Below are 19,161 nucleotides of genomic sequence, written 5' to 3'. Positions count from 1 at the left end.
CCGCCACCGCCGCCGCCCGCCCCGCCGGTGGAATTGAATGGCCTCGTGCAGCGCAGCAGCGGGCGCTCCACCGTCTGGCTGAACGGCACGCCCCAGCAGGAACCGCACAACCAGCTCGACCAAGGCCAGGGCCAGGGCGGCACCCTGAGCCTGCGTCTGTCCAGCGGACAATTGATCCTGCTCAAGCCGGGCCAGCGCTACGACCCGGCCAGCGGCAGCGTCACCGAAGCGCCGCAGGGGCAGCCATGAGCCTCCCTCTGCCCCTGCGCCGCCGGCGCCAGCGCGGCGCGGCCCTGCTCCTGCTGGTGGCCGTGCTGGGCCTGGGCGCGGCCAGCCTGCTGATCGGCGCCTTCGGCCGCAACACGGGCGAGGCCGCGCGCCAGCAGCGCACCCTGGCCACCCTGGCGCAGGCGCGCGACGCCCTGCTGGGCTTTGCCGCCACGCATGGCCGCCTGCCCCGCCCCGCCGCCTCCGCCCTCGACGGCCGCGAACGCCCCGCCGACTGCGCCAGCGATGCCGATTGCAGCGGCTTCCTGCCGTGGGTGGCGCTGGGCGTGGCGGGCGCCGACGCCTGGGGCAAGCTGCTGCGCTACAGCGTCACGCCGGAAATGGCGCGCGCCCCCGTCAACTCGTTTTCCGCCGTCGCCAACCGCGTCGTCCTCACGCGCGACGGCCGTGGCGGCCTGGCCTACGTGGCGGGCCAGGACCAGTGCGACGTCAGCGCCCAGTGCCTGCCCGTGGTGCTGTTCTCGCAAGGCAGGGAGGGCTATGGCACGGCCGCCAGCGGCGTGCCGCAGCGCAATACGGCGCTCGGCAATGCCGATGAGGCGGACAACGACCGCGCCAGCCGCCGCTTCATCAGCCGCCCCGCCGCCCGTGACGGCGCGCCCGGCGGCGCCTTCGACGACATGCTGGCCTGGATCACCTTGCCTGCCCTGTACCAACGCATGCGCGCCGCGCGCAACCTGCCATGAACCGCCGCCCCCTCCCTGGCCGCCGGCAGCGGGGCTTTTCCCTCATCGAGATCGCCATCGTGCTGGTCATCGTCGGCCTGATGATAGGCGGCCTCGTCACGCCGCTGACGGTGCAGCTGGAGCAGCGCAAGGTGGCCGAGACGCAGCAGGCGCTGGACGAGGCGAAGGAAGCGCTGACGGGTTACGCGCTGCGCTACGGCTACCTGCCCTGTCCCGCCATCTCGCCCATGAATGGCCTGGAAGACCGGCGCGGCGCCCGCTGCAACGGCGACAAGCGGGTCGGCTTCCTGCCCTGGGCCACCCTGGGACTGCGCCAGGCCGACAGCTGGAACAACCTGTTCCGCTACAGCGTCACGCCCGCCTTCAGCGACAGCGAACAGCCGTTCGGCCTGGGCACGCCGCGCGACATCAGCATCGTCACGCGCAATGGCGGCGCGCTGCTGCAGGCGACGGCGCTGAACGACATCCCCGCCATGATCATGTCGCACGGCAAGAACGGCTACGGCGCCACCAGCGTGCAGGGCCAGCGCCAGGCTGCGCCCATCGGCAACAATATTGACGAGCGCAGCAATGCATCGGGCGCGGCCATCTTCATCAGCCGCCCCGCCAGCGGCGCCCAGCAGCCCGGCGGCGAATTCGACGACCTCGTCGTCTGGCTGTCGCCCAACATCCTCTTCAACCGCATGGTGGCGGCGCAAAGGCTGCCCCGCTGATGCCGATACCGATGCTGCGTCCCGCCCTCACCATCGCCCGTTACACCCTGCTCGAAGCGCTGCGCAGCCGGCTGCCGTGGCTGTTCGTGCTGGCCGCCTGCGGCGCGGCGGCCCTGGCCGGCTTCCTGCAGCAGCTGGCACTGACGGAAAGCGGCGCCGTGCAGGCGGCGCTGCTGGCCGCCACCCTGCGCCTGACCAGCGTCTTTTTGCTGCTTGCCTTCGTCATCACCAGCATGGCCCGCGAAGGGGCGGACAAGGGCCTGGAACTGCTGCTGGCACTGCCCATGCCGCGCGCCGCCTACCTGCTGGGCAAGCTGCTGGGCTACGGCGCGCTGGCGGCCGTGCCGGCCGTGCTGTTCGGCCTGTTGATGGCGCTGTTCGCCCCGCCCGCGCAAAGCGCGCTGTGGGGCGCCTCCCTGCTGGGGGAATTGTGGATCGTCGCCGCCTTCAGCCTGCTGTGCGCGGCCAGCCTGCAGCAGCCGCTGCCGGCCCTGGCCGCCGCCGGCGGCTTCTATGTGCTGGCGCGCATGGTGGGCAGCCTGCAATTGCTGGCGCACGGTTCGCAGGCTGGCCATGCGTGGCCGCAGCGGGCCATGGCCGGCGCCATCGACGTGCTGGCCCTGCTGCTGCCCCGCCTCGACGACTTCACCCGCACGGAGTGGCTGCTGTACGCCACCGGCGACTGGCACGCCCTGGGCCGCGTGGCGGCGCAAACCTGCATCTACGTCGCCCTGCTGGCCGCTGGCGCCCTGTGCGACTTTTACCGGCGCAACATCTGATGGCCGCCGCCCTGCGCCCCTGGTCCAGCGTGCCGCGCCCCGCGTGCTGGCTGCTGGCGGCCAGCCTGCTGCTGCAGCTGGGCTGGCGCCTGGCGCAGCTGCAGTCGCCGCCGCAGGCGCGTCCGCTGCCCGCCGCGCCTGCGGCGCCCGTGGCGCGCCTGGCCAGCCTGGGCGAGCCGCTGGCCATGTCGAAAGCCATGCTGCTGTACCTGCAGGCGTTCGAGGACCAGCCCGGCGTCAGCCTGCCGTGGCGCGTGCTCGACTATGAGCGCCTGGCCGGCTGGCTGGAAACGGCGCAGACGCTCGACCCGCGCAGCCGCTACGCGCTGGTGGCCGCCAGCGAGGTCTATGCGGGCGTGGCCGACCCCGTGCGCGTGCGGCGCATGCTCGATTTTGTCGCCGCCAGCTTCGCGGCCGACCCGGCGCGCCGCTGGCCCGCCATGGCGCAGGCAGCGCTGGTGGCCAAGCACCAGCTGCACGACCTGCCCCTGGCCCTGTCGTATGCGCGCGCGCTGCGCCGGCTGGCGACGGGGCCGCAGGTGCCGTCCTGGGTGCGCGAGATGGAAGCATTCATCCTGGAAGACATGGACCAGCTCGACAGCGCCCGCCTGGTGATCGGCGGCCTGATCCAGAGCGGCCAGGTGAGCGACCCGCACGAGCTGGCCTTCCTCGCGCGCCGCCTCGACGAACTGGCCGACCAAATTGCCGCAAAGAAAGCAAAATGCGCGCACGGAAACAGCCCCCCGTGCGCGCCCGGAATCACCATTCCCGCCCATGGCCATTTGCAGTAAACTTGCCCCTGACCCGGCCCCGCAGGCCCACGCTTTTGATAAGGAATTCCCATGCTCCCACGCCGCCAGCAAGGCTTTACGCTCGTTGAAATCGCCATCGTCCTGGTCATCATTGGCCTGCTGCTGGGCGGCGTGCTGAAGGGACAGGGCCTGATCGACAGCGCCAAGGTGAAGAACATCATCCAGCAATCCAATTCCCTGACGGCCGCCGTCAACGCCTACCAGGACAAGTTCCGCGCCCTGCCCGGCGACGATATCCAGGGCACCGTGCACGTGCCCAATTCGGCCGGCAACGGCAATGGCGACGGCCAGATCGGCGACGGCCAGCCGCGCGAATTCACGCTGGCGCCGCAGCACCTGGCGCTGGGCGGCTTCATCACGGGCTCCTTCAACGGCACCTCCCAATTCATGACCAGCGCCCAGGGCGGCGCCGTCTACCTGTACAACGATGAGGTGGGCGGACGGGCCGGCAACGGCATCCGCTTCGACAACTTGCCCGAAGGCTACGCGGAGCAGATCGACAGCAAACTCGACGATGGCGTGGCCAGCACGGGCAGCGTCCGCGCGAACATGCCATATGGCAATACCGGTGCTATCATTCCCCGCACTGCCGTGTTTTTCTGACAAGGCTGTCACTATCAAAGGAATAGCATGACACTGCACCGCACACTCATCGCCGGCGTGGCCGCCTGCATCCTGCTGGCCGGCAACGCCCAGGCCCAGTACGTGGGGCCGTCCACCACGGCGGAGGCGCCGAAGACCGTCGCCGCCATCCTGAAGCACCCCGTCGACGACCAGGCCGTCGTGCTGCGCGGCTATCTGCTGCGCAAGGTGGGCAAGGAGAAATACACCTTCTCCGACGGCACGGCGGAAATCCGCGTGGACATCGACGACAAGGTCTTCATGAACCGCAAGATCGACGCCAAAACGCAGGTGGAAATCCGCGGCGAAGTGGAAAAGGATTTCATGGAAAGCCCGGAGATCGACGTCGACGTGCTGACCGTGGTGCCGTAAGCCGCCCTGCCGTCCGCCTCCCGCCGCCACGGCGGGTTGATAGTAGAGCCCGCCTGCCGTCCGCGCAGCGCGGCGCCCCTGTGTGTGCCATGCGCAACCTTTTTTTCATGCCAGAAACTAGGCTTGTCAAAAGAATCAAATTCGTCTAGCATCTTTTCATTCAACGTCAGCCAGCGCCAGCGTGAGCCTGCCTGTCGACTCATCCATTCTGGGAGCCTTCCGGGTGCAAGATTTGCCTTCGATACGCTCAAGAATTTCATGGCTGGTGCTCGCCTGGGTCATTCCGACGGCACTCGTCTTCATCCTGCTGGTGGCGCAAAGCTACACGCGCGAGCGCGACCACGTCGTCAGCGAGACGGCGCAGGCGGCGCGCGCCGTGGCCGCGGCCGTCGAGCGCGACCTGAACGGCGCACAGCTGGCCGCGCGCGTCCTTGCCGCCTCGCCTGCCCTGCGGGACGGCGACGTCGCCGCCCTGCGCGCGCTGGCCGGCAGCCTGCTGCAGCCGGGTGTCGCCGTCAGCGCCTTCATCGTCTCCGATGCGACGGGCCGCCAGTTGCTCAATACCTCCCTGCCCACCGCCCAGGTGCCGCCGCCGCTGCCGCAGAAATGGGCGGCCAGCATGCAGCGCGCGCGCGAACAGGGCAAGCCGCGCCTGACCAGCCTGTTCGGCGCGCCGGGCGAACCGCCGCAGCTGGCCCTGAACCTGCCGCTGCCGCGCCAGCGCGACGCCGCGGGCGGCGCCTGGGTACTCACGGCCCTGTACCCGGCCGACTACCTGCCCGTGCTGATGCGCGAGCTGAACATGCCCGCCTACCTGGGCGCGGCCATCATCAATGGGGACGGCATCAACGTGGCGCGCACCCTGGCGCCGCAGCGCTACGTGGGACAGCGCAGCGCGGCGCCCCTGCTGGAGCAGATGCGCCAGGCGCGCGAAGGCGTGCTGCGCCATGCCACGCTGGAAGGACTCGACGTCTACACGGGCTTTCACCGCGCCCGCGACGATGCGTGGACGGTGGCCGTCACCATGCGCACCAGCACCGTGGCCGGCGCCCTGCTGCGCTCCGTGGTGACGGGCTCCGTCATCCTGGCCCTGCTGCTGGGCGCCGCCTACGTGCTGGCCTGGCGCGTGGGCGGCCGCCTGGCGCAGACCCTGCAGCAGCTGACGCAGCAGATCCAGGCCCTGGCGCAGGGCAAGCCCTTGCTATCGGGCAAACACACGGACCGCGAATCGGCCGACATGGCGCGCGCCCTGGACGGGCTGGAGCGCGACCTGCGGCGCCACCGCACGCAGCTCGAAAGCCTGGTGGCCGAACGCACGCTGGCCCTGGAAAAATCCACGCGCCTGCTGGAAACCGTGTACGCGACGGCGCCCATCGGCATGCTGTTCGTCGACCGCGAGCTGCACATCGTCATGATCAACCAGTACCTGGCCGCCATCAACGCGGCCAGCGTGGAGCAGCATATCGGGCGTCCCGTGGGCGCCATGCTGTTCGACGACGCCGTGCGCGTGGAGGTGGAGCGCTGCCTGCGCCAGGTACTCGAGACGGGCCTGCCCATCGTCGACATCGAACTCAAGGGCACCAGCGGCCAGCAGCGCGAGCAGGCCAGCCACTGGATCGTCTCCTACCACCCGATCTTCGGCCAGGAACAGCAGCTGCTGGGCGTATCGGGCCTGTGGCTGGACATCACCGAGCGCAAGCGCAGCGAAGCGGAATTCCGCCGCTCCAAGCACCTGTTCGGCACCATCATCGAGAACATCCCCGCCATGGTCTTCGTCAAGCGCGCCGACAGGCTGAGCTTTGAAATGGTCAACCGCCACGCGGAACTGACCCTGGGCCGCTCGCGCGAGCAGCTGCTGGGCAAGACGGACAGCGATTTCTTCCCGCCCCAGCAGGCGGCCGCCTTCACCAGCGCCGACCGCAGGCTGCTGGCCACGGGGCAGATGGTGGAGATCGAGCAGGAGCCGATCAACACGGCCGACGGCACCACGCGCCACTTCACCACGCGCAAGGTGGTCCTGCGCGACGACGCGGGGCGGGCCAGCCACGTGCTGGGCGTGTCGATCGACGTCACGGAACGGCGGCGCGCCACGGAAGTGCTGCACGCCACCACCTGGCGCCTGGAGCAGAGCGAGCGCTTCATCCGCACCGTCACCGACAACCTGCCCGGCATGGTGTCGTACTGGGGCCACGACCTGCGCTGCCGTTTCGCCAACAAATTCTATAACGAGTGGTTCGGCCGCAGCAGCGCCGAGCTGGCCGGCATCCACATGAGCGAACTGCTGGGCCAGGAACTGTTCGACGTCTACCTGCCCCACGTGGAAGGCGTGCTGGCGGGCCGGCCGCAAAGCTTCGAGCGCGACCTGCTCGACCCGACGGGCCAGGTACGCCACACGTGGACCAACTACATCCCCGATTTCGACGACGGCGGCGGCGTGCGGGGCTTCTTCGTGCTGGCCTCGGACGTGTCCGAACTCAAGCGCACGGAACTGCGCCTGCACGAGCTGAACGAACAGATGGTGCGCGCGCGCGACAAGGCCGAGGCGGCCAGCATCGCGAAGAGCGAATTCGTCGCCAACATGAGCCATGAAATCCGCACGCCGATGAACGCCATCATCGGCCTGGCGCGCCTGCTGGAAGAGTCGCCGCTGGAGCGGCGCGAGCGCAGCTATGTCGGCAAGATCCAGATGGCCACGCAGTCGCTGCTCAACATCGTCAACGACGTGCTCGATTTTTCCAAGATCGAGGCGGGCCAGATGGTGCTGGAACAGCGCCGCTTCTCGCTCGAGCGCATGCTGGGCAGCATAGGCGTCCTGCTGGCCAGCACTGCCTGGGCGCGCGGCGTGGAGCCCGTCTTCGTGCTCGACCCGGGCGTGCCGGCCGAACTCGTGGGCGACGCCCTGCGCCTGGAGCAGGTGCTCATCAACCTGGTGGGCAATGCCGTCAAGTTCACCACCGAAGGCGAGGTGGTGCTGGCCATCCGCATGGACGGGGCCGATGCAAGCGGCGTGACGCTGGCGTTTTCCGTGCGCGACACGGGCATCGGCATCGGCGCGGCGGAACAGCAGCACATCTTCGACGCGTTTTCCCAGGGCGACAGCAGCACCAGCCGCAAGTACGGCGGCACGGGCCTGGGCCTGGCGATCTGCCGGCGCATGGTCGAATTAATGGGCGGCAACATCAGCGTGACGAGCACGCTGGGCGAGGGTTCCGATTTCCGCTTCCGCTGCCGCTTCGAGCGCGTCGCGGAAGCGGGCGTGGCGCCGGCCGCCGCGCCGGCCAGGGCGGCGCCGAAAGCCCTGTCGCTGCTGATCATCGACGACAACGCCAGCGTGCGCGCCATGCTGGAAGACTGGTGCGCGGCGCAGGGCTGGCACAGCCGCAGCGCCGGCAGCGGCGCGGCCGGCCTGGCCCTGCTGCGCAGCCACGCCGACGGCGCCGACGGCATGCCGGCGGCGGACATCGTGCTGCTCGACGCGGCCATGCCGGGCATGGATGGCATTTCCATGCTGACGCAGGCACGCGCCGGCGAGCATGCGCCCCTGCCGCCCGTGATCATGCTGGTGGCCGACCAGGACAGCGAAAACCTGGAGCGCCTGGCCGACAGCCTGATGCTGGCCGGCATCGTCGCCAAGCCGGCCACGCCGGCGCGCCTGCTCGCTGCCGTGACGGCCGTGCGCGACGGACGCAACGGGCGCAACGCGCCGCCCGCGCTGCCCGTCTCCACGCCCCTGTCGGGCTTGCTGGCAGGCATGCGCGTGCTGCTCGTGGAAGACAATGAAATCAACCAGGAAGTGGCGCAGTACATCCTGCTGCACTCGGGCGCGCGCGTGGCCGTGGCCGCCAACGGCCGGCTGGCCGTCGACTTGCTGGCGCGCACGCCGCACGCCTGGGACGTGGTGCTGATGGACCTGCAGATGCCCGTCATGAACGGCTATGACGCCACCCTGGCCATCCGCGCGCTGGGCCTGCCGGACCTGCCCATCGTCGCCATGACGGCCAATGCCATGGACGACGACCGCCTGCGCGCCATCGCCAGCGGCATGAATGCGCACGTGGCCAAGCCCATCGACGTCGACGACATGATCCAGACCCTGACGCGGCTGGTGCCGCAGCCGCGCGACGGGGCCGGCGGCGCGCCGTCCGGCGAGCCGGCCGCGGATGGGCTGGAAGTGCCGGCCACGGTGCCCGGCATCGACCTGGACGCGGCCCTGCACCGCTTCGGCGGCGACTATGGCGCCTTCCTGGCCCTGCTCAAGCGCTTTGAGAATTCGCAAGGCGACGCCGTCGAGGAAACGCGGCGCCTGCTGGCCGAAGGCCGGCGGCAGCAGGCGGCGCAGCTGCTGCACCGCGTGTGCGGCGTGGCGGCCAACCTGGGCGCCGCCCGCATCGCCAGCCTGGCCGCCGGGACGGAAAAGGCGCTGAAAACGGGGCCGTCGCATGCCACCGCCGCCTTGCTGGACCAGCTGGAACAGGCCATGGCCGAAGTCATCGAGGCGGCGCGCACCCTGCCCTCGCCCCTGCGGCGCAGCGATGCGCCATCGCCGGCCTCCGGCGCGCACGCCATCGACCTGCAGGCCGGCCTGGCCGAGCTGCTCGTCCTGATCCGTCACAACAACCTGAAGGCGCTGGCCCGATTCCACGCCCTGCACCCCGCCATCCAACAGTCAGACCGGGAAGCCGCGCTGGCGATGGCAAACGCGATCGAGACGCTGAATTTTTCCGAAGCGGAAAGACTCGTGCTCGATCAGCTGAAACGAGAGGAAAACAAGTGAGCTGGACCAACCTTGCCATGAATGGGCGCATCCTCATCGTCGATGACGCCATGGAGAACATCCAGATCCTGCACCAGCTGCTGCGCGAAGAACACGAGGTGCTGTTCGCCCTGAGCGGTGTCAAGGCGCTGGAAATTGCGCAAAATCAACTGCCGGACCTGATCCTGCTCGACGCCGTCATGCCCGGCATGGATGGCTACGCCGTCTGCAAGGCGCTGCGCGCATCGGCCATCCTCAGCGCCATCCCCGTCATCTTCGTCACGGCCCTGAACCAGCCCGAGGACGAGACGCGGGCGCTGGAAGCGGGCGCCGTCGACTTCATCACCAAGCCCTTCAATGCCGCCGTCGTGCGCGCCCGCGTGCGCAGCCAGCTGACCATCAAGCGGCAGGCGGACGCCATGCGCGAACTGTCGCTGACGGACTCGCTCACGGGCGTGGCCAACCGGCGCAGCTTCAACGACACGATGGAAAGCGAGTGGCGCCGCTGCGCCCGCGACGGCGCGCCCATGGCCATCATCATGGCCGATATCGACCATTTCAAGGATTACAACGATACCTATGGCCACCAGGCGGGCGACCTGTGCCTGCAGCAGGTGAGCGCCGCCATGCGCCGCTGCGCCGTGCGCCCGCCGGACCTGCTGGCGCGCTACGGCGGCGAGGAATTCATCGTGCTGCTGCCGCAGGAGACGCGCGCCGGCGCCGAAGTGGTAGCCCAGCGCATCCTCGACGAAGTACGCGCCCTGCACATCCCGCACGCCAGCTCCAGCGTCGGCCCCCACGTCACCGTCAGCCTGGGCATGGCCAGCGTCATGCCCACGGAAGGCATGGATTCCAGCGCCCTGATCCGCGCCGCCGACGCCCTGCTGTACCGCGCCAAGCACACGGGACGGGACAGGTATTGCGCGTCGGAAGAGGAATGAGCAGGCGGGCTAGCTGCTCTTTGCCGGTGGGGCATTCGAGCGCTTGCCCCCGGAGGGCCGTCCCGTCGTGCTGGGCCAGCCGCCCGCATTTCCCGGGCCGGCCCCCCTGCCCGTAGCGCTGCTGCCCCTGGCGGCCGCCTTGCTGCTGCCCCTGGCGGCCGCCTTGCCGCTGCCCCTGGCGCCCTTGCCGGCGCCGCCATTTCCGCTGTTTGCCTGGTTGGACATCATCGCCTCCTTCGCCGGAAAACGCCGGCGCGCCACCAGCGTACACCTGGCGCACGCGCAGAAGCGCACAACTGCCGACCAGCCCGCGAAGCGGGCTCAACGTACAGCTCAGGGATAGCAGCGCATCAGAAACTCCGCCACGCATACGGGTTTCGCATCGCCTTCCCGTTCCATGGTGACGGCCCAGTTCACTTGCGCCCCTTCCGGCAGGTCATCGACGGACAGGATGTCGAGCCGCGCCCGCAGGCGGCTGTTCACGGGCACGGGACCGGGAAAGCGCACCTTGTTAAGACCGTAGTTGATGGCCATGCGGATGCCGGCCATGTGCAAGGCGCCCTGCAACATGGCGGGCAGCAAGGACAAGGTCAGGAAGCCGTGCGCCACCGTGCAGCCGTAGGGCGACTCGCGCGCGCAGCGCTCCGCGTCCACGTGGATCCACTGGTGGTCATCCGTGGCGTCGGCAAAGGTGTCGATGCGCTGCTGCGTGATGGTGAGCCAGTCGGAGACGGCCACGTGCTGTCCCGACAGGGCCTGGAAGCCGGCGATGCCGGCGATATCACGCACGGACCTGCTCCTCAGGCGCCACGGGGCGGCGGCCGAACATGCCCATGCCCTCGACGGTCGTCACCAGTTCGCCATGCTGGTTGCGCACGCTCCACACGGAAATGACGATGCCGCGGTCCGGCTTGCTGCTCGACGGGCGCACTTCCTTGACCTGGTAGGTCAGGTGCAGGGTGTCGCCCGCGCGCACGGGCAAGATCCAGCGGATGCTGTCCAGGCCGGGCGAGCCCATGCTGGACGAATGCCTGAGCAAGTTGTCCACCACCAGGCGCATCATCATGCCGCAGGTGTGCCAGCCGCTGGCGATGACGCCCTTGAAGATGGTTTTTTCCGCCGCCGCATGGTCGACGTGGAAGGGCTGCGGGTCAAAGTCCGTGGCGAAATCGATGATTTCCTTTTCCGTCACGTGGCGCTGGCCCAGGTCGATTTCCAGGCCTTGCGTAAAATCTTCGAAATACCAGTGCTTGGGTTTGATTCCGGTCAATGCGGTCATGCAGTCTCCGTCGGCAAGAAGCCCGGCTGGGCGATAAAGCGTTCGATATGGTGTTCCACGTCGCCCAGGGTCAGGGCGATCATGCTCAAACGCTTGAAATGGTGGGCGGCAGGCAATTCATCCGTCACGCCCATGCCGCCATGCAATTGCACGGCTTGCTGGCCAACAAAAGTGGCGGCCAGCCCCACCCGCGCCTTGGCGGCGGACACCGTGCGGCGGCGCTCCGCCGCGTCCTCGCTGTCGGCCCTGGCGGCGGCCAGCATGGCCATCGAGCGGGCTTGCTCCAGGTGGATGAACATGTCGGCCATGCGGTGCTGCAAGGCCTGGAACTTGCCGATGGGCGCGCCGAACTGCTGGCGCGTCTTCAGGTAGTCGAGGGTGGCGGCAAAGATGGCGTCCATGGCGCCCACGGCTTCCGCGCACAGCAGGGCGGCGCCGTAGTCGGCGGCCGCGTCCAGCACGGCCCAGCCCTGCCCCGCCTGGCCGACGAGCGCGTCGTGGCCCAGCACCACTTGCACGAGGGTGACGGTGGCGGCCCGCTGGCCATCGATGGTGCGGTAGTCGCACACGGAAACGCCCGGCGCAGCGACGGGCACGAGGAAGAGCGAGATGCCGTCCGTGCCGTCCTGGCCGCCGCTGCTGCGCGCCGACACGATGAGGGAATCGGCCTGCGCGCCGTGGATGACGACGGTTTTCTCGCCATCGACCACGAAACCGTCGCCGCTGGCCGTGGCGGTCGTGGCGATGTCATGCAGATCGTGGCGCGCCTGGCGCTCGCCCAGCGCGCACGCCAGTTTCAGGCTGCCACCGGCGACCTGTTCCAGCACGCCGTCGTGGCCGCCCGCCAGGGTGAGAAAGCGCGCGCCCAGCACGGTGGCCAGGTATGGTTCGACCACGAGGCCGCGGCCCAGTTCCTGCATCACCAGCAGCATGTCGACAGCCGTGCCGTCGAAGCCGCCCGCACCGGCCGGCAGCGGCAGGGCCGTCATGCCCAGCTCGGCCAGGGTGGCCCAGGCCGCATCGGACGTGCCCGTGGCGGAATGGATGATTTTTTGCCGCGTTTCAAACGGGTAATCCTTGTCGACCCAGCGCCTGAGCGCGTCGGCAAATTGCTGCTGTTCCTGATTAAAATGGAAGTCCATGTCGTCTCCTTCTCGCTTACAGGCCCAGGATCATCTGCGTGATGATGTTTTTCTGGATTTCATTCGAGCCGCCATAGATCGAGGTCTTGCGGTAATTGAAGTAATACGCGGCCAAGGGCGCTGCCAGGTCGTCGCCGCCGGCGCCGTGCGGCGCGCTGCCGTCAAGGAATGCCGGATCGAAGGGCAAGGCTTGCGGGCCGATGGCTTCGACCATCAGTTCCGTCAGCTGCTGCTGCAGTTCCGACCCGCGCACCTTCAGCATGGACGCCTGCGGTCCCGGCCCCTTGCCCTCCTCGCTGATGACGCGCAGGACCGTCATTTCCAGCGCCATCAACTCGATTTCCACATGCGCCACCTTGGCGGCGAAGGCGGGATCGTGCAGCAGCGGCGCGCCGCGCTTGGTCTGCTGCATGGCCAGCTGCTTGAGGAACGTCAATTCGCGCTTCGAGCGGCCCACGGCGGCGATGCCCGTGCGCTCGTGACCCAGCAGATACTTGGCGTAGGTCCAGCCCTTGTTTTCCTGTCCCACCAGGTTGCTGACGGGCACGCGCACGTTATCAAAAAAGACTTCGTTCACTTCATGCTCTTCATCCAGCATGATGATGGGGCGCACGGTGATGCCCGGGGTTTTCATGTCGATCAGCAGGAAACTGATGCCTTCCTGCTTGCGCACCGTGCTGTCCGTGCGCACCAGGCAAAAGATCATGTCCGCGTGCTGGCCCAGGGTGGTCCAGGTTTTCTGGCCGTTGACGATGTAGTGGTGGCCGTCGCGCTGGGCCGTGGTTTTCAGGGACGCGAGGTCGGAGCCGGCGCCCGGCTCCGAATAACCCTGGCACCACCAGTCGTCGCAGTTCAGGATGCGCGGCAGATAATAGGCTTTTTGTTCGGCATTGGCGAAGGCCATGATGACGGGCGCCACCATGTTGACGCCGAAGGGCAGGATGGGCGGCGTGGCGGCGCGCGCGCACTCGTCTTCCCAGATGTGGCGCTGCACGGCCGTCCAGCCCGTGCCGCCATATTCCACGGGCCAGGCCGGTGCGGCCCAGCCTTGCTTTGCGACAATCTTGTGCCAGCGCACGTAATCGTCGCGGTTCAGGCGCAGATGCTGGCGCACCTTGCGCTGCAGGTCCGCCGGCAGATGGGTGTCGAGGAAGGCGCGCACCGTGTCGCGGAACGCCGTCTCCTCGGCCGTGTAATGCAAGTCCATGTCTGTCTCCTTGTTCTTATGAGTTGCCGTGATGCCTGCACGCAAGGAAGCTCAGCGCACAAAAAAGCACGACCGTTCTCAAGGATTGTACAACAGATTGGGAGGCGCGCCAGGGGTTTTACACGGGCTGGCGCGCAAGGTAGCGGGTGGAGGTGACTGACTGCTGCCCCAGGCACGTCGCCTATGTATGCGACAGGATATTAATGAGCTTGCCGAAAGGGTCGCGCACGAAAAACCGCCTCACTCCCCAAGGTTCATCGGCAGGACCATATTCAATGGGAAACCCTGCTCCACGCATGCGTGCCAATGCGGTATCCACGTCATCGACTTCGATGGAAAGGTCTGGCACCGCCGTGTTCGAGCCGCCTTCCGTCGCGAAGCTCACTTGCACGCTCATCTCGGTTTGCGAGCCATACGTCATGATCCAGCCGTGGTCCATCAGCAGGCTCAGACCCAGCACGTCTTCGTAAAAAGTCCGCGCCAGGCCCGGATCCGACGCCGGGAAATTTGCAACGATGCGCTTGACTTGCATAGCTTTCCTCACTCCCCAAGATAGTCGCAGACAGGATTCGCCCGCACAGCGGATGTAGGACGCGATGACCGAATCCTCGGCGGCTCAATTCGTTCAGTTTCACTCAATGGCTAAGCCTTGGCAGGCCAGGCTGCATCACGAATCTCTGGTTCGTGCGTCGAGAACACACTGACGCAGGTGGCAGCCGTCACAATGATCCACTCCCGCTGCTGCCGGGCATAGCCTAGACGCTCGTGTTCTTCCTTCGCCCAGCCGCCATCGAAGACCTCAAGGACCGGATAACCCGAAGGAAAGTCTTCGGCGGCCCAGTAGTGCGCCAGCACGATTTCGTCCAGAAGCCGGAAACCGTCAACTTGAGAAAATGCAACCTCGATCCCGCTGTTTTTGTTGCGGTTTCGAAGGACGCGTATTAACAAGCTGCCATCGTAGTCCAGGGAATGTATGTCTGCCCCCCAGTCGAATTGCTTCTGGAAACCAAAAGGACTCGCCTTGATTGGCATATAACTCCTGCTATCTCTGTATTTCTTTGCTGTTAGCTGGCTTGATTGTTCAACGATGAGCGAAAAAATCATGGCCAGCATGAGTGCGCCGGAAAGTTGATCGCGCTGCCTACGGGTGCTCCTGAATGCACTTGACGCCCTCGGCGACGTGCTCCGCCCAACCGGTTTTATGCGTGGCAAACCATGCCTCAGTTTGAGCCTTGGTCGCGCCGCAATCAAACGCAATTTTTTCAATTTCTTCCGGGGTCTTCCCAGGCGAGGATTCCGTGCATCCTGAAATAAACGATACGAAAACTGCGGTTGCCAGCCATACATTATTCCTCATCAATTTCTTTCCTCTATCAGTGACACCAGCAACCCGTCCAGTTGCTTGAGCGGTTCCCGCAAAATGCGGCCCCAGAGCTTAACGAATTACCAGGAAGAAAGACTCTCACATTGTCACGTTGACGCAAATGTCAACCGATGGACGCAATCACCCATACAGATGCAGCAGCACCTGCACGGCGACGATCTTGACGATGGTCATGCTGGGGAAGATCATGGCATAGCCCAGGTTCGGGCGGTCCGACCTGGCCAGGCGGTTGGCGAAGACGAGCACGGCAGGGTTGCCCGTGGCGCCGGCCGCGATGCCCAGCAGTTCGGGAAACGGCAGGCGCAGGAACACCTTGCCCAGGATCACGACGAGGGCCACCACCACCAGCACCGTCACGGCCCCCAGCGCCAGCATGGGCAAGCCGTCGGCGCCCACCTGCTGCACGAAGGGCAAGCCGGACGCCATGCCGACGGAGGCGAGGAAGATCGTCAAACCGTAATTGCGCATCACCAGGTTGGCCGACAGGGGCAGGCGCCAGCTGACCTTGCCGACCCGGCCCAGGCGCCCCAGGATCAGCGCCATCACCAGCGGCCCGCCCGCCAGGCCCAGGCTGAACGAGCCTATCCACGGCAAGGGAATCGGCACCAGCCCCAGCAGCACGCCCAGCACCATGCCCATGCCCAGCGAGACATAGCTGAACTCGGCCGTGGCCGTGATGGAATTGCCAAACAGCTTGCGCACGTCGGCCGCGTGTTTCGCCGGGGCAATGGCCATCACGCGGTCGCCGAATTCCAGCGTCAGATACGGGTGCGGCAGGATCATGGCGTCGCCGCGGCGGATGAAGGCGATTTGCAGGGGAAAGTCTTTCGACAGGTTCAGCTCGCCCAGCGGCACGCCGACGATTTCCGCATCCGATACGAAGACTTCATTGCCGTCGAAATCGCTGCGGTCCTTCAGCAGGCGGCCCGGGTCCAGGTGGCCCAGCGCCGTGCGCGCCGCTTCCACGCCCTCGACCGTGCCCGACACCATCAGCGCGTCGCCCACGCCGATCACCATCGACGGATCGGGCAAGCGGTTCTGGTGGCCCTGACGCACGCCGATCACCTGCACGCCCGCCAGCGGACCGTCGGCCAGTTCGGACAGGGCCGCGCCCGCCAGCCGCGCTTCATCGATGGTAATTTCCGACACGATGATGGGCGCGGGTGGCGGCGTCAGCACGGGTTTCAGGATGCGCCCCGCCAGGTACAGGCCCAGCATGGGACCGACGACGCCGAACGGATAGGCGACGGCATAGCCGACGGCCGCGTCGCCATTGCCATGCGATGCTTCCAGCGCCGCCTGCAGGGCGGCCGTGCTGGTCATGGCGCCGGCGAATACGCCGCTGGCCATGCGCAGGGAAATATCGATCCACTGCCCGCCCCAGACGGAGACGGCCAGGCCGCCCATGACGGCAAGGAAGGCGATCAGGTTGTGCTTTTGCCCCGCGCCGCGCAAGCCGGCGAAGAACTGCGTGCCGTACTGCACGCCTATGCCGTACAGAAACAGCAGCAGGCCGATGGAGCCGACCAGCGGCGGCGGCACGGAACCGGGGGCGAATGCGCCCAGCGCCAGCCCCGCGAACAGCACGCCGCCCACGCCCAGCGAAAAACCGAACACGCTGACGCGTCCCAATGCATAGCCGGCGCCGATGACGAGAAACAGGGCCAGGATGGGCGTGGACTCCAGCGTGTGGCGGAAGAGATCTAGCATGGGCGCAACCTTATTCTGGGGACGGCCCAGTTTAGCATGCACAAAAGCAACACGATGGCGCATTGACAAGCAAGCGTGCGCAGGGCCTGCCGCTTAAAAAAGGGCAAAAAAAAGCCCGCTGCGGGAGCGGGCTGAATCTAATTCCTGTGAGGAAGTAGAGGAGACAGGTGCAATGATGCCGCGTCGCAGCATATAAATCTAATTGTATGTTGTGATGATAGAAATATGCTTTATCAATATCTCGGTCATGCCGAGCCAAAAACGATCACCTTTCGCCCGGCCCCTGGCGTGCGCGTGGCCAGCACGCGGGCCTGCTCCACGCTCACGCAGGCTTGCTGCGCAAACCCCGCTGGCATCGCCAGCGCATCTCGCCGGATCAGTTGCGGATCGTTGATCACGTCATAGTCTCCGCGCTCGAACACCAGCTGCTCGATGCCGGCGTCACCCGCAGGCACCGGCTTGACGACGACGAGCGACCAGTGCCCCTCATCGCCCTGGAAGCGCTTTTGTTTCAGGAAGGCGTTGACCCGGTCCGCCAGCGGTGCCGCGCCGCGCAGTTCACTCTGATACGGAGCCAGCGGGCACAGCAGCGTGCCGGCCGGCCAGGCCATCCCGGGCAGCGCCGAAGGCGCGTCCGGACGCAATTGGGCCAGGTAGCCGTCGAGCGGGTGCCGCTGCTCCGCACAGGCACCGAGCGCCAGCAGCGCCAGCAGGACGGCGGCGCGAACAAGAGGAATCATCAAGGTATCTCCCGGGTCAAGGTCGCGTGACATGTCGGCATGTTAAGCGATCAGCGGGGCGAAACGGGCCGGATCACGCTGAATCCGCGCGCATGCCGGCGCCGCTGGCAGCGACAGGCAAAAAAAAGCCCGCTACGGGAGCGGGCTGAATCTATTTCCTTGGAGGAGATAGAGGAGACAAGTACATGATGCCGCGTTGCAGCATATAAAACCACTTTATATTCGTGATGTCAGAAATACGCGGCAGTGATATTAAGGGCAACGAGCAATGCTCTGCGGCAACCTTTATGCGACCGCCTCCGTTTTCCCGTCGCCGGCACGCAACATATTCTTGATCCCGCGTAACGCTTGCCGCACGCGGGCCTCGTTTTCGATCAGGGCGAAGCGCACGTATTCATCGCCGTATTCGCCGAAACCGATGCCGGGCGACACGCTCACTCTCGCTTTTTCCAGCAGCAGCTTGGCAAATTCCAGCGACCCGAGGTGACGGTACGCTTGCGGGATATGCGCCCAGATGTACATCGACGCCTTCGGTTTTTCCACCATCCAGCCCGCCTCGTGCAAGCCTTTCACCAGCACGTCGCGGCGGCGCTGGTACTGGGCGCAGATCTCCGTCACGCAGCTTTGATCGCCCTCCAGCGCGGCAATGGCCGCCACTTGCACGGGCGTAAAACTGCCGTAATCGTGATAGCTCTTGATGCGCGCCAGGGCCGCCACCAGTTCCGCGTTGCCCACCATGAAGCCGATGCGCCAGCCCGCCATGTTGTAGCTTTTCGACATGGTGAAGAATTCCACGGCCACGTCGCGCGCGCCGGGTACCTGCATGATGGACGGCGCCTTCCAGCCATCGAAGGTGATGTCGGCGTAGGCCAGGTCATGCACCACGAGGATATTGTGCTGTTTCGCCAGCGCCACCACCCGCTCGAAGAATTCCAACTCCACGCATTGCGCCGTGGGATTGGACGGGAAACCCAGCACCATCATCTTCGGTTTCGGGTAGCTTTCGCGGATGGCGCGTTCCAGTTCGGCAAAGAAATCCACGCCCGGCCCCATGCGCACGGAGCGGATGTCGGCACCGGCGATGACGGCGCCCCAGATGTGGATGGGGTAGCTGGGGTTGGGCACCAGCACCGTGTCGCCCCGGTCCAGGGTCGCCAGCATCAGGTGGGCCAGGCCCTCCTTTGAGCCGATGGTGACGATGGCTTCGCTGTCCGGGTCGATATCGACGTCGTAGCGCTTCTTGTACCAGTGGGAAATGGCGCGGCGCAGCCGGGGAATGCCCTTGGAGGCGGAATAGCCGTGCGTGTCGGGGCGTTTCACCGTGTCGATCAGCTTGTCGACGATGTGGGCCGGGGTGGCGCCGTCGGGATTACCCATCGACATGTCGATAATGTCCTCGCCACGGCGGCGCGCGGCCATCTTGAGTTCGGCGGTGATATTGAAAACGTAGGGGGGAAGACGATTGATGCGCGAAAAGCTGCGCGGAGCTTGGCTGTCGGTCATGGTAGATATCTTTACGTAAGCGCCCGGATCCGTCCGAGCGACGTTGGCGCGGTGGCTGCGCCTGCAACGATACTAACCCGGTTTATCCGGCACTGGCAAGGGTGCGCACGAGCCGTTACAATGCAGGCTGATCGAAAATGAGCGCACCGGTTGGTAACCCGGTAAGTGCCCGGCACCGTCCGGCATGCTCCCGCCCACGCGGACCCACGGCGCTGACCTTTGGCTATGACA

General features: G+C 66.6%; 20 protein-coding genes. 10 read left to right on the top strand and 10 right to left on the bottom strand.

Annotated elements, in window-relative coordinates:
• The 10 genes from EBS11_RS19985 to EBS11_RS19940 all read left to right on the top strand — a co-directional run.
• Window positions 1-249: hypothetical protein (locus tag EBS11_RS19985; protein WP_290605650.1), on the top strand; the 249-nt coding region annotated here is incomplete at its 5' end.
• Window positions 246-974, top strand: coding sequence for a hypothetical protein (locus EBS11_RS19980; protein WP_290605648.1), 729 nt, complete (start codon window positions 246-248; stop codon window positions 972-974). The genes EBS11_RS19985 and EBS11_RS19980, both read left to right, overlap by 4 nt.
• Window positions 971-1,687: a type II secretion system protein gene (locus EBS11_RS19975; protein WP_290605646.1), complete on the top strand. Its 717-nt coding sequence runs from the start codon at window positions 971-973 to the stop codon at window positions 1,685-1,687. The genes EBS11_RS19980 and EBS11_RS19975 overlap by 4 nt, the downstream gene beginning before the upstream one ends.
• Window positions 1,687-2,466, top strand: coding sequence for an ABC transporter permease subunit (locus EBS11_RS19970; protein ID WP_290605644.1), 780 nt, complete (start codon window positions 1,687-1,689; stop codon window positions 2,464-2,466). Before EBS11_RS19975 ends, EBS11_RS19970 begins: the two co-directional genes overlap by 1 nt.
• Complete coding sequence (locus EBS11_RS19965; protein ID WP_290605642.1) at window positions 2,466-3,257, top strand: hypothetical protein; 792 nt, start codon at window positions 2,466-2,468, stop codon at window positions 3,255-3,257. The genes EBS11_RS19970 and EBS11_RS19965 overlap by 1 nt, the downstream gene beginning before the upstream one ends.
• Window positions 3,258-3,308: 51 nt before the next feature.
• The gene (locus tag EBS11_RS19960; protein WP_290605640.1) at window positions 3,309-3,881 is read left to right on the top strand and encodes a prepilin-type N-terminal cleavage/methylation domain-containing protein; all 573 of its coding nucleotides are present in this window, start codon (window positions 3,309-3,311) and stop codon (window positions 3,879-3,881) included.
• 27 nt (window positions 3,882-3,908) lie between these two features.
• The gene (locus EBS11_RS19955; protein ID WP_290605638.1) at window positions 3,909-4,271 is read left to right on the top strand and encodes a NirD/YgiW/YdeI family stress tolerance protein; all 363 of its coding nucleotides are present in this window, start codon (window positions 3,909-3,911) and stop codon (window positions 4,269-4,271) included.
• 265 nt (window positions 4,272-4,536) lie between these two features.
• Window positions 4,537-9,045, top strand: a complete 4,509-nt coding sequence (locus EBS11_RS19950) for a PAS domain-containing protein (protein ID WP_290605636.1) — start codon at window positions 4,537-4,539, stop codon at window positions 9,043-9,045.
• Entirely contained in the window at window positions 9,042-9,965 is a 924-nt protein-coding gene (locus EBS11_RS19945) for a diguanylate cyclase (protein ID WP_290605634.1), read from the top strand. Before EBS11_RS19950 ends, EBS11_RS19945 begins: the two co-directional genes overlap by 4 nt.
• 43 nt (window positions 9,966-10,008) lie before the next feature.
• On the top strand, window positions 10,009-10,308 hold the full coding sequence (locus EBS11_RS19940) for a hypothetical protein (protein ID WP_290605632.1): 300 nt from the start codon (window positions 10,009-10,011) through the stop codon (window positions 10,306-10,308).
• Here EBS11_RS19940 and EBS11_RS19935 read toward each other — a convergent pair.
• From EBS11_RS19935 to alaC, 10 genes are all read right to left on the bottom strand, one after another.
• Window positions 10,299-10,754: a MaoC family dehydratase gene (locus EBS11_RS19935; protein WP_290605630.1), complete on the bottom strand. Its 456-nt coding sequence runs from the start codon at window positions 10,752-10,754 to the stop codon at window positions 10,299-10,301. The genes EBS11_RS19940 and EBS11_RS19935 overlap by 10 nt on opposite strands.
• A complete protein-coding gene (locus EBS11_RS19930; protein WP_290605628.1) occupies window positions 10,747-11,244 on the bottom strand; it encodes a MaoC family dehydratase in 498 nt (165 codons plus the stop codon). The genes EBS11_RS19935 and EBS11_RS19930 overlap by 8 nt, the downstream gene beginning before the upstream one ends.
• Window positions 11,241-12,386: an acyl-CoA dehydrogenase family protein gene (locus EBS11_RS19925; RefSeq protein WP_290605627.1), complete on the bottom strand. Its 1,146-nt coding sequence runs from the start codon at window positions 12,384-12,386 to the stop codon at window positions 11,241-11,243. Before EBS11_RS19925 ends, EBS11_RS19930 begins: the two co-directional genes overlap by 4 nt.
• 16 nt (window positions 12,387-12,402) lie before the next feature.
• Complete coding sequence (locus tag EBS11_RS19920) at window positions 12,403-13,593, bottom strand: acyl-CoA dehydrogenase family protein (RefSeq protein ID WP_290605626.1); 1,191 nt, start codon at window positions 13,591-13,593, stop codon at window positions 12,403-12,405.
• A gap of 181 nt (window positions 13,594-13,774) precedes the next feature.
• Window positions 13,775-14,125: a VOC family protein gene (locus EBS11_RS19915; RefSeq protein ID WP_290605624.1), complete on the bottom strand. Its 351-nt coding sequence runs from the start codon at window positions 14,123-14,125 to the stop codon at window positions 13,775-13,777.
• Window positions 14,126-14,235: 110 nt separating this feature from the next.
• A complete protein-coding gene (locus EBS11_RS19910; RefSeq protein WP_290605622.1) occupies window positions 14,236-14,706 on the bottom strand; it encodes a hypothetical protein in 471 nt (156 codons plus the stop codon).
• A gap of 28 nt (window positions 14,707-14,734) precedes the next feature.
• Window positions 14,735-14,950 (bottom strand): hypothetical protein, encoded by a 216-nt coding sequence (locus tag EBS11_RS19905; protein ID WP_290605621.1) that lies wholly within the window; start codon window positions 14,948-14,950, stop codon window positions 14,735-14,737.
• Between the two features lie 147 nt (window positions 14,951-15,097).
• Window positions 15,098-16,687, bottom strand: a complete 1,590-nt coding sequence (locus EBS11_RS19900; protein WP_290605619.1) for a TrkA C-terminal domain-containing protein — start codon at window positions 16,685-16,687, stop codon at window positions 15,098-15,100.
• 245 nt (window positions 16,688-16,932) lie between these two features.
• Complete coding sequence (locus EBS11_RS19895; protein WP_290605655.1) at window positions 16,933-17,427, bottom strand: hypothetical protein; 495 nt, start codon at window positions 17,425-17,427, stop codon at window positions 16,933-16,935.
• A gap of 285 nt (window positions 17,428-17,712) precedes the next feature.
• Window positions 17,713-18,930 (bottom strand): alanine transaminase, encoded by a 1,218-nt coding sequence (gene alaC / locus EBS11_RS19890; RefSeq protein ID WP_290605617.1) that lies wholly within the window; start codon window positions 18,928-18,930, stop codon window positions 17,713-17,715.
• Between the last annotated feature and the right edge of the window lie 231 nt (window positions 18,931-19,161).

It is taken from the genome of Janthinobacterium sp., from assembly GCF_009923995.1.
Taxonomy (GTDB): Bacteria; Pseudomonadota; Gammaproteobacteria; order Burkholderiales; family Burkholderiaceae_D; genus Janthinobacterium.
Note: the sequence above shows the minus strand (reverse complement) of the source record. Positions and strands in the feature narration are given on the sequence as shown.

What these genes read in the sequence shown, in the direction of transcription:
- EBS11_RS19955 (WP_290605638.1), top strand. Translation starts at nt 3,909, where the DNA reads ATGACACTGCACCGCACACTCATCGCCGGCGTGGCCGCCTGCATCCTG.
- EBS11_RS19980 (WP_290605648.1), top strand. Translation starts at nt 246, where the DNA reads ATGAGCCTCCCTCTGCCCCTGCGCCGCCGGCGCCAGCGCGGCGCGGCC.
- EBS11_RS19920 (WP_290605626.1), bottom strand. Translation starts at nt 13,593, where the DNA reads ATGGACTTGCATTACACGGCCGAGGAGACGGCGTTCCGCGACACGGTG.
- EBS11_RS19900 (WP_290605619.1), bottom strand. Translation starts at nt 16,687, where the DNA reads ATGCTAGATCTCTTCCGCCACACGCTGGAGTCCACGCCCATCCTGGCC.
- EBS11_RS19905 (WP_290605621.1), bottom strand. Translation starts at nt 14,950, where the DNA reads ATGAGGAATAATGTATGGCTGGCAACCGCAGTTTTCGTATCGTTTATT.
- EBS11_RS19975 (WP_290605646.1), top strand. Translation starts at nt 971, where the DNA reads ATGAACCGCCGCCCCCTCCCTGGCCGCCGGCAGCGGGGCTTTTCCCTC.
- EBS11_RS19965 (WP_290605642.1), top strand. Translation starts at nt 2,466, where the DNA reads ATGGCCGCCGCCCTGCGCCCCTGGTCCAGCGTGCCGCGCCCCGCGTGC.
- EBS11_RS19970 (WP_290605644.1), top strand. Translation starts at nt 1,687, where the DNA reads ATGCCGATACCGATGCTGCGTCCCGCCCTCACCATCGCCCGTTACACC.
- EBS11_RS19915 (WP_290605624.1), bottom strand. Translation starts at nt 14,125, where the DNA reads ATGCAAGTCAAGCGCATCGTTGCAAATTTCCCGGCGTCGGATCCGGGC.
- EBS11_RS19895 (WP_290605655.1), bottom strand. Translation starts at nt 17,427, where the DNA reads ATGATTCCTCTTGTTCGCGCCGCCGTCCTGCTGGCGCTGCTGGCGCTC.
- EBS11_RS19930 (WP_290605628.1), bottom strand. Translation starts at nt 11,244, where the DNA reads ATGACCGCATTGACCGGAATCAAACCCAAGCACTGGTATTTCGAAGAT.
- alaC (WP_290605617.1), bottom strand. Translation starts at nt 18,930, where the DNA reads ATGACCGACAGCCAAGCTCCGCGCAGCTTTTCGCGCATCAATCGTCTT.
- EBS11_RS19960 (WP_290605640.1), top strand. Translation starts at nt 3,309, where the DNA reads ATGCTCCCACGCCGCCAGCAAGGCTTTACGCTCGTTGAAATCGCCATC.
- EBS11_RS19925 (WP_290605627.1), bottom strand. Translation starts at nt 12,386, where the DNA reads ATGGACTTCCATTTTAATCAGGAACAGCAGCAATTTGCCGACGCGCTC.
- EBS11_RS19910 (WP_290605622.1), bottom strand. Translation starts at nt 14,706, where the DNA reads ATGCTGGCCATGATTTTTTCGCTCATCGTTGAACAATCAAGCCAGCTA.